This window comes from Demequina sp., from assembly GCF_016278765.1.
Taxonomy (GTDB): domain Bacteria; phylum Actinomycetota; class Actinomycetes; order Actinomycetales; family Demequinaceae; genus Demequina.
The window spans coordinates 21,784-27,953 of the sequence record NZ_JADQBE010000045.1; the positions used below are offsets into that span (position 1 = coordinate 21,784).

Annotated in this window: 7 protein-coding genes; 4 read left to right on the forward strand and 3 right to left on the reverse strand. The window is 66.9% G+C overall.

The annotated features are described in order from the left end of the window. Positions 1–5: 5 nt before the first annotated feature. Positions 6–692, reverse strand: a complete 687-nt coding sequence (nth, locus tag QZZ29_RS08450) for an endonuclease III (protein WP_291382548.1) — start codon at positions 690–692, stop codon at positions 6–8. Between the two features lie 96 nt (positions 693–788). On the opposite strand from nth, the gene QZZ29_RS08455 reads away from it, so the two are divergent. Together QZZ29_RS08455 and QZZ29_RS08460 are read left to right on the forward strand one after the other, a co-directional pair. Beyond that, positions 789–1,196, forward strand: a complete 408-nt coding sequence (locus QZZ29_RS08455) for a hypothetical protein (protein WP_291382549.1) — start codon at positions 789–791, stop codon at positions 1,194–1,196. Next, positions 1,189–1,881, forward strand: coding sequence for a Crp/Fnr family transcriptional regulator (locus QZZ29_RS08460; protein ID WP_291382550.1), 693 nt, complete (start codon positions 1,189–1,191; stop codon positions 1,879–1,881). The genes QZZ29_RS08455 and QZZ29_RS08460 overlap by 8 nt, the downstream gene beginning before the upstream one ends. Here the strand turns inward: QZZ29_RS08460 and QZZ29_RS08465 are convergent. Further along, positions 1,878–2,345, reverse strand: coding sequence for a RidA family protein (locus QZZ29_RS08465; RefSeq protein ID WP_291382551.1), 468 nt, complete (start codon positions 2,343–2,345; stop codon positions 1,878–1,880). The genes QZZ29_RS08460 and QZZ29_RS08465 overlap by 4 nt on opposite strands. Beyond that, a complete protein-coding gene (locus tag QZZ29_RS08470) occupies positions 2,342–2,494 on the reverse strand; it encodes a DUF4177 domain-containing protein (protein WP_291382552.1) in 153 nt (50 codons plus the stop codon). The genes QZZ29_RS08465 and QZZ29_RS08470 overlap by 4 nt, the downstream gene beginning before the upstream one ends. Before the next feature lie 89 nt (positions 2,495–2,583). Between QZZ29_RS08470 and QZZ29_RS08475 the strand changes: the two genes are divergently transcribed. Then, positions 2,584–5,163 (forward strand): penicillin-binding protein, encoded by a 2,580-nt coding sequence (locus tag QZZ29_RS08475; RefSeq protein WP_291382553.1) that lies wholly within the window; start codon positions 2,584–2,586, stop codon positions 5,161–5,163. An 18-nt stretch (positions 5,164–5,181) separates the two neighbouring features. Then, complete coding sequence (locus QZZ29_RS08480) at positions 5,182–6,069, forward strand: metallophosphoesterase (protein WP_291382554.1); 888 nt, start codon at positions 5,182–5,184, stop codon at positions 6,067–6,069. The last annotated feature ends 101 nt before the right edge of the window (positions 6,070–6,170 follow it).

A 6,170-nucleotide genomic window follows, 5' to 3' on the forward strand; every position in this document is an offset into this window, starting at 1 on the left:
TCGACCTACCCGAGCGTTCCCGCGGACGGACACCAGCGGGAGATTTCGCAACCGCCGCAGTCCGGCTTTCGAGCGGTGCACCTTCTGCGCCCGTGAAAGATGATGCGGTGCGACCACAGGGTCCACTCGCGCCTCTCGATGAGCGCCATCAGATCGCGCTCGACCGCCACCGGATCGTCGTGGACTGTGAGGCCGAGTCGGCGGGCCAGCCGACCCATGTGAGTATCGACCGTGATACCTGGAACGCCGAAGGCGTTGCCCAGCACCACGTTGGCCGTCTTGCGTCCCACGCCGCGCAACGTCACCAGATCCTGGAGGCGGCCGGGTACGTCGCCGTCGTGGAGCCTTACCAGGTCGCCGGAGAGCTCCAGAATCGACGTGGCCTTGGCGCGGAAGAAGCCGGTCGACCTGATGAGTCCCTCCAGTTCCGCGCGAGGCGCCGACGCCATAGCCGCGGCATCGGGGAAGCGGGCGAAGAGGGCTGGCGTGACCTGATTCACGCGCACGTCCGTGCACTGCGCGGACAGGACGGTGGCCACCAGCAACTGGAAGGCGCCGTCAAAATCGAGTTCGCACCGGGCATCCGGATACACCTCGGCGAGGGTGCGATTGATACGGCGTGCGCGCCGCACCACGCCCACGGCGGGGTCCTGGCCGGCGATTGCCACCGGGAGAGTGCCGCGCGTCGCCATGCACCCACTGTAAACGGGGCTCAAGGCGACCCGGCCACGCGCCGATACAGTTCTCGACCGGCATTCCGCCGGAAGATTGCGCGAAGGGCGGTGCTCGTGGCACTCAGTAGCCAGGCTGCGCTTGCGCAACTGCGCCACCAGCGCCGCGAAATGCGTCGGGAGTTGGCTCGCATCCGATGGTGGCTGCGGCTCCTTCAGGCGCGCCGAGACCTGCTGATCGGTCAGGTAGCCCCACCAGGGGAGACCGGAGCCGTGGATCTTGACTCCGCATGGGAGGCCCTCGCCGCCGACGCGCCGACGTCGGCAGAGCTCTCTGCGGCAATCTGGACAGACGGCCCTCACCGGATTCCCGGTAGCATCGAGCGCATCGATGCATTGACAGCGCGTCTTGAGTCATACGAAGCGCGAGTCAGTGAGAACCTGGAGACTGTGACGGGCGACGTGGTGAAAGCAATGGGCGAGGCGCACCGTGCGTCCGTGCAGCCGAGGATGAGCCATGCCTGAGAGCCCGCGCGAAGAACAGCTGCTGCGTTCCGCACCGCTCTTCGGCGGCATGGACGCGGAGAACGCCCGCTCGCTGATCGCCACGATGGTGCGCAAGGAAGTGGGACGCGGCGAGACCATCTACCGTGAGGGAGACGACGGCCACGCCATGTACGTCCTGGTGCGTGGCAAGGTGAAGTTGGCTCGCACGGCTCGCGACGGTCGCGAGAACCTGCTCGCCCTGCTCGGCGTGGGCGACATGTTCGGCGAACTCGCCGTCTTCGACCCAGGACCGCGCATGTCGCGAGCCCACGCGGTCGAGGACTCGGTGGTGTACGAACTCCCCAAGGACACGCTAGACGTGTGGCTCGACGACCACCTGGACATGAGCCGTCACATGCTGCGCGCCCTCGCCCAGCGCATCCGCCGCACGTCCAACACGATGGCGGACCTGATCTTTTCGGACGTCCCCGGTCGTGTGGCCAAGGCGATCCTCGACCTCGGCCACCGCTTCGGCCGCATGGAACGCGGGCACGTGACCGTGCGTCACGGCCTGACTCAAGAGGAACTCGCCCAACTGGTAGGCGCTTCCCGCGAGACCGTCAACAAGGCGCTCGCCGACTTCGCCTCACGCGGCTGGATCGACGTGCACATCGGCGCGGTCGAGGTGTACGAGCCTGAGCGCCTGCGCGCCCGTTCCCGCTAGTTTCCGACCGCTACCGTCAACTCGATCTCCACCGGCGCGCCCAACGGCAGGGCGGCCACGCCCACAGCGGAGCGCGTGTGGCGGCCCGCTTCACCAAAGATGTCAGTCAGCAGGTCAGAGGCCGCGTTCATGACGGCGGGCTGGCCGCCAAAGTCGGGCGCAGAGGCGACGAACCCCGTCATCTTCACCACCTGGGTGATCGCGTCGATGCCGCCGGCGGCTAGGGCGGCGGCGGCCACGGCGTTCAGCACGGCAGTGCGCGCGCAGTGGGCGGCCACGTCGGGCGTCACCCCGCCGACGGCGCCGACGATGCCCGTCGCCTGCAGTGCGCCGTCGACGAACGGGAGCTGCCCCGACGTCGTCACCAGGTCTCCGTACCGCAGGGCTGGCACGTAGGAACCCACCGGGGACGCGACGACGGGAAGCGTCAGGCCCGCGGCGGCCAGGCGAGCCGAGTGGCTCACGACGTGGGCCGCTTCAAGTAGGCGACGATCCCGCCCGTGGGGCCGGTGACGATCGTGACGAGTTCCCAGCCGTCGGAACCCCATTGATCGAGGATCTGCTTGGTGGCGTGTTCGATGAGCGGAACGGTGGCATATTCCCATGTGGTCATGCGCTGAGCCTAGCCCCAGCCACGGAACGCGGTGGGGCGCTCGCACGTTTGCTCTCCAGACCTCCCGCATCTCGACGTAAGGTTCTCCCATGGGACTGTTTACTGCCGATCGCGCGCGCCGCGACGGACGCGTCACGATCGTCCAGTTCGTCACATCGCTGGCGGGGTTCCTCCTGTTTTCCGTGATGGGCGGAGTGTTGGTGGCAGGCCTCGCGTTGCCGGCGGTCACGGTTGGCGGCCAAGCGGTGAACGGCACCGCCACCCTGTTCGAGTCGCTGCCGGAGGAGTTTGACCAGACAGATCTGCCGCAGGCGTCGTCCGTCTACGCGTCCGACGGCACCACCTTGCTCGCGACCTTCTACACGCAGAACCGGGTGGTGGTCCCGCTGGAGGAGATCTCCCCCTGGATGCAGAAGGCCCAGGTCGCGGTCGAGGATAAGCGGTTCTGGCTGCACAACGGGGTGGATGGCGAGGGCCTGCTGAGTGCGGCCTACGACAACCTGAGCTCGTCAGAGACTCGCGGAGCCTCGACCATCACGCAGCAGCTGGTCAAGAACACCTTGTTGCAGGCCGCCGAAAACATCAGTGATGAGGAAGAGAGCCGCGCCGCAGTCAAGGCCGCCACGGAGGTGTCGCTGGCCCGCAAGATTCGTGAGTGGCGTTTGGCGCTCGCGTACGAGGAGCGGCTCAACGGGATCTACGGCAAGGTCTGCACGGATGACCCCCAGGTGGACTGCGGCAAGGAGCAGGTGCTGCAGCAGTACCTCAACATCGCCCAATACGGCCCCAGCCTCTACGGCGTGGAGGCGGCCGCCCAACTCTACTTTGGGATTCCGGCGAAGGACCTGAACGCGCTGCAGGCGGCAACCATTGCGGGTATCACCCAGAACCCCACCCAATGGGACCCGATCAGGTTTCCGGAACAGAGCCAGGAGCGCCGCAACATCGTGCTGAACGTGATGCACGAACAGGGCCTCATCACGCTCGCAGAGTATGTGGTGGGCACCAAGACCCCGATCGAGTCGACGCTCAACATCACCTACCCGAAGTTCTCCTGTGCGGCGTCCGACATTGCGCCGTTCTTCTGCGACTACGTCACCAAGGTCATCGTCCGCGACCCGGCCTTCCAGGGCGAGGGTGAGAACCTGCTCTACAAGGGTGGGCTCAACATCGTCACCACGCTTGACCCTCGCTTGCAGAAGGAGGCGCGGGACGCGCTGCGCCGGGGTGTGCCAGCCGACGATTCCTCCGGGCTTGAGAACGCCCTGGTGGCGCTCGACGTGACCACCGGCAACATCCTGTCCATGGCGCAGAACCGCGACTTCGACCCCACGTCGAAGGAGCCGTATTCGACCGCGATCAACTATGCGGTGGACCGCGATCTTGGTGGCTCGCGCGGGTTCTCTCCCGGATCGTCGTTCAAGCCCATGATCCTGGCCGAATGGCTCGAATCGGGCCGGTCGCTCAGCCAGGTTGTGTCGGGCGATGAACGGACCTGGCTGGATTCGTCGTGGCGGAGGAGTTGTCCGGACGGCGCCGGAGGCACGGGCAAATGGAAGCCGGGCAACGTGTCGGCGTCCGAGAATTTCCAGACGTCGGTCCTCAATGCCACCGCCTACTCGGTGAATACCGCGTATGTCGCGATGACGCACCAGTTGGACCTCTGCCTGGTGCGGGACATGGCGCTCAACCTGGGCTTCCACCGTGCCGACGGGCTTGACTTCGAGGTGGTGCCGTCGATGACCTTGGGCACGCAGAACGCATCGCCTTTGACGATGGCGTCCGTGTACCAAACCTTCGCCAACCGTGGAATTCACTGCGAGCCCCGCGCGATCCTGTCCGTGACCAAGCTGGACGGCTCCGACGTGGTTGGCCCGGACGGACAGGTGATCGTGCCGCCGGAGGTCAAGTGCTCGCAGGTGGTCAGGCAGGACATCGCCGACGGCGTGACCTATGCGCTGACGAAGGTCATGGACTACGGCACCGGCAAACGGCTCGGCATCGGGCGCCCTGCGGCAGGCAAGACCGGCACCTCCCAGAACAGCTCCCACTTGTGGTTTGTGGGCTACACCCCTCAGGTGGTTTCCGCCGTGTGGACCGGCAACGCGGAGGTCGATGTTCCGCAGGAGTACACGACGATCAACGGGGTCTACCGGAGGGGTTCCTGGTTTGGCGGTGACATCTCGGGGCCGATCTGGCAGGACTTCATGTCAAGGGCGATGGAGGGGTTGCCCGTTGTGGACCTGCCGACGGCGTCGGCGACAATCATCAACGGCTCGCAGTTGCGTGTGCCCAACGTCGTGGGGCTTGGACTCTCGCTGCAGAACGCCGAGTGGGTGATCAACGATGCGGGCTTCCAGTATGTGAAGTCGAATGAGACCTTTTACCAACCCGGCGTCCCCGCCGGTCAGATTGTGCAGCAGTCTCCGACCGCCGGCTCGACCATGCGCCCCGGCGGAGCGGTCACGGTCTACCTGTCGAGTGACCAACGGCCGAGCTGGTGGACCAAGTGGCCGTCCGGTTGGGATCCGCTGACGGCGCCCTCGGACTGGTGGGGTGGCGCGTGGCCACCGCCCGACTGGGAGAAGAACGACCCGTCGCAGGGCTGGGATCCGACACCCAAGACAACGCCGCCCTCCCCCGGGCCGGACCCGAGCCCGGCGCCGTAGGGCGTCATGAATCGAGCCATGGCGGCAGCGCTGGGAATCGGCGCGGCCGGGGCGGCGTGTGTCGCGTGGGGATTCGCCGAGGCGCACGCGTTCACCACTCGCAGGGTCACGGTTCCCGTGCTCGAGCCGGGGCAGCCGTCCTTGCGGGTGTTGCACGTGTCGGACCTCCACCTGACCCCGAGCCAACGCGACAAGATCGCCTGGGCGGCCTCCTTGGCGCGGGAGCGGCCCGACCTTGTGGTGGTGACCGGCGACAATCTTGCGCACGCCGAGGCGGTTCCGGCTGTCGCTGAGGCGCTCGCGGGCGTGTTGTCCACCCCGGGCGTCTTTGTGTTCGGGTCCAACGACTACTACGCGCCGCACCTGAAGAACCCTTTCGGTTACTTCGCGGGTCCGTCCCGCGCACACCGCGAACCGAAGCGGCTTCCCACCGAGCAGCTGCGATCTGTGTTTCTCGAGGCCGGGTGGCGGGACCTCAACAACGCGAGGACGCGCCTCAGCGTGGGCGGGTTGGCGGTGTCTGCGGTGGGCATGGACGATCCGCACATCGGGCGCGACCGCATGCCCGCCCGTGACGACGACATGCCCGGCGAGCTGCACCTTGGAGTTGTTCACGCGCCGTACAGCCGGGCGCTGCGCGCGCTCACGGCGGACGGCGCGCAGCTGATCCTGGCGGGCCACACCCACGGCGGTCAGGTGTGCGTCCCCGGTTACGGTGCGCTCGTGACGAATTGTGATCTGGATCGGCGGCGCGCGAGGGGTTTGTCGACGTGGCCCGGCGAGGGCCCTGGTCCTGATGACGTCTGGCTTCACGTGAGCGCTGGCGCGGGAACGTCGCCCTTTGCACCCGTGAGATTTGCGTGCCGGCCAGAGGCAACCGTGCTGACTCTCACGGCTCGCGAGTAGCAGCCGACGGGGCGATTTCGCTGCTGGGTCCCGGTCGGATATCCTGGGCAGGCTTTTCACGGGGTGTGGCGCAGTTTGGTAGCGCGCGTCGTTCGGGACGA

Coding starts and splice junctions, on each gene's coding strand:
- QZZ29_RS08480 (WP_291382554.1), top strand. CDS start 5,182: ATGGCGGCAGCGCTGGGAATCGGCGCGGCCGGGGCGGCGTGTGTCGCG.
- QZZ29_RS08460 (WP_291382550.1), top strand. CDS start 1,189: ATGCCTGAGAGCCCGCGCGAAGAACAGCTGCTGCGTTCCGCACCGCTC.
- nth (WP_291382548.1), bottom strand. CDS start 692: ATGGCGACGCGCGGCACTCTCCCGGTGGCAATCGCCGGCCAGGACCCC.
- QZZ29_RS08475 (WP_291382553.1), top strand. CDS start 2,584: ATGGGACTGTTTACTGCCGATCGCGCGCGCCGCGACGGACGCGTCACG.
- QZZ29_RS08470 (WP_291382552.1), bottom strand. CDS start 2,494: ATGACCACATGGGAATATGCCACCGTTCCGCTCATCGAACACGCCACC.